Raw genomic sequence first — 2,189 nt, 5'->3', positions numbered from 1 at the left:
CCATGACTGTCTCTGCTCTGGATCCTGTCAACCCCGCTCGTCTGGAGGAAATCGCCCAACGCTTGCGCAGCCAACGCCCTGCGGATCGCATGGTGGCCTTGGCCCAGTTGCGGGATGTGCCAGCGGAGCAGGCGGTGCCGCTGATTTTGCAGGTCATCGACGACGAAAACCTGCAGGTGCGCTCTTTTGCCGTCTTTGCCCTGGGGATCAAGCAGACGGACGCCTGTCTGCCCAAGCTGCTGGAGATCCTCACCCAAGACCCGGACTACGGCATTCGCGCCGATGCGGCAGGCGCCCTGGGCTACTTGGAAGATCCGCGGGCTTTTGAGGCCCTGGTGCGGGCTTTTTATGAAGATGTGGAGTGGCTGGTGCGCTTCAGCGCCGCCGTGGCCCTGGGCAACCTGAAGGATCCACGGGCCTATGAGGTGCTGCTGCGGGCGTTGGAGGGGCCGGAAGTGTTGCTGCAGCAGGCGGCCATTGCAGCTCTGGGAGAACTGGGGGATCTGCGGGCTTTGGATCACATCCTGCGGTTTGCCCAGTCGGAAGATTGGCTGGTGCGGCAGCGGCTGGCCCAGGCCTTGGGAAATCTGCCCTCGCCCAAGAGTGTTTCTGCCCTCAACTATCTGGCCAGGGATCCCCACGATAGCGTTGCCGCGGCAGCTTTGGATTCGCTGCGGCGGCTGCGCCAAAGGGGCTTCCCAGAGCCCATGCCTGAGGCGGGATCCCGGCCAGCCGATTCGGAAGCAAGCTAAGCTGGAAATCCGGGTTTGGCCTGGTGTAGGGAGGCGAGGATTTGCCGACCCTTGTTGTTTCCTGATCCCCTGCTGCGATGGTTACCAGCCCCCATCCTCTAGTTGCTCCGGAGATAGCCGGATCCCCCTCTCGGCCCCGCATTGTGGCGGCCCTTTCTGGGGGGGTAGACAGCTCCACGGTGGCGGCCCTTCTCCACGAACAGGGCTATGCCGTGGAGGGAGTGACTCTCTGGCTGATGCGGGGGAAAGGCCAGTGCTGCACCGACGGCCTGGTGGATGCTGCTGCCATCTGTGAGCAATTGGGGATCCCCCACCATGTGGTGGATAGCCGTGAGCTGTTTCAGGCCGCCATTGTCGATTACTTGGTGGCCGGCTATGGGGAGGGGATCACACCGCTGCCCTGCTCCCAATGCAACAAGCTGGTGAAGTTCGGCCCCCTGCTGGCCTATGCCCGCGAGACGCTGGGCATCTCTCAGATCGCCACCGGCCACTACGCGCGGGTGCGTTTTGAGGCCGAGCTGGGGCGCTATCAACTGCTGCGGGCGGTGGATCGGCAGAAGGATCAGTCCTATTTTCTCTACGACCTCAGCCAGGAGCACCTGGCCCACAGTCTCTTCCCCTTGGGCGAGTACACCAAGGCCCAGACCCGTCAGATTGCCGCGCGCTACGGCTTGGTTACGGCAAACAAGCCCGAAAGCCAGGATCTGTGCTTGATCGAGACCTACGGCTCGATGCGCAACTTTTTGGATCAGCACCTGGGTCAAAGGCCGGGGGAAATTGTCGATACCCAGGGGCGAGTCCTGGGATATCACGAAGGTATCCACCACTACACCGTCGGCCAGCGCAAGGGGCTGGGGATTGCCTCTTCCCGTCCGCTCTATGTGGTGCGCATCGATGCGGCCATGAACCGCGTGGTAGTGGGAGAGCGGGAAGAAGCCACCCAAGCTGAGGCGTGGGTGCGGCGGGTGAACTGGGTCTCGATCCCTGCGCCGGCAGAACCCTTGGCCGTGGAAGTGCAGGTGCGCTACCGTACCCCACCGGTGCCGGCTATGGTGATCCCAAAATCGCCGGAGCGGGTGAAGCTACAGTTTGCCGAGCCGCAATTTGGCGTCACCCCTGGCCAAGCCGCCGTCTGGTACCACGGGGATCTCCTGCTGGGAGGCGGCATCCTGGAGCGCCCTTCTCCCTAACTAGAGATTCGGCAGAGCTCTCTGGCATTACTCCCCTCTCCCCCTGGGAGAGGGGCTGGGGGTGAGGGCAGTGATGGCAAAAATAGGAAAGGGATCCCTTCTCGTCTCAAGACGGAGCACAGGGATCCCCTTTTTGCCATCCAAACAGGGGTAAAAACTCTTAGCTATTGGTAGGCCGCTTGCTCTTTCAACTGCTGCAGGGATCGGAACAGGAGCACCGTATAGATATCGAGGATGGGCGCAACTG

General features: G+C 62.2%; 2 protein-coding genes. Both read left to right on the top strand.

Annotated features, from left to right (window positions below):
- The first annotated feature begins 2 nt into the window (after positions 1-2).
- On the top strand, positions 3-752 hold the full coding sequence (locus NW844_RS12715) for a HEAT repeat domain-containing protein (protein WP_414336171.1): 750 nt from the start codon (positions 3-5) through the stop codon (positions 750-752).
- Between the two features lie 77 nt (positions 753-829).
- The gene (mnmA, locus tag NW844_RS12710; RefSeq protein ID WP_414336169.1) at positions 830-1,942 is read left to right on the top strand and encodes a tRNA 2-thiouridine(34) synthase MnmA; all 1,113 of its coding nucleotides are present in this window, start codon (positions 830-832) and stop codon (positions 1,940-1,942) included.
- The last annotated feature ends 247 nt before the right edge of the window (positions 1,943-2,189 follow it).

This window comes from Synechococcus sp. H55.2, assembly GCF_047462495.1.
In the GTDB taxonomy this organism is placed as follows: Bacteria; Cyanobacteriota; Cyanobacteriia; order Thermostichales; family Thermostichaceae; genus Thermostichus.
This window is presented reverse-complemented; position numbering and strand designations above follow the sequence as displayed.

Coding starts and splice junctions, on each gene's coding strand:
- NW844_RS12715 (WP_414336171.1), top strand. CDS start 3: ATGACTGTCTCTGCTCTGGATCCTGTCAACCCCGCTCGTCTGGAGGAA.
- mnmA (WP_414336169.1), top strand. CDS start 830: ATGGTTACCAGCCCCCATCCTCTAGTTGCTCCGGAGATAGCCGGATCC.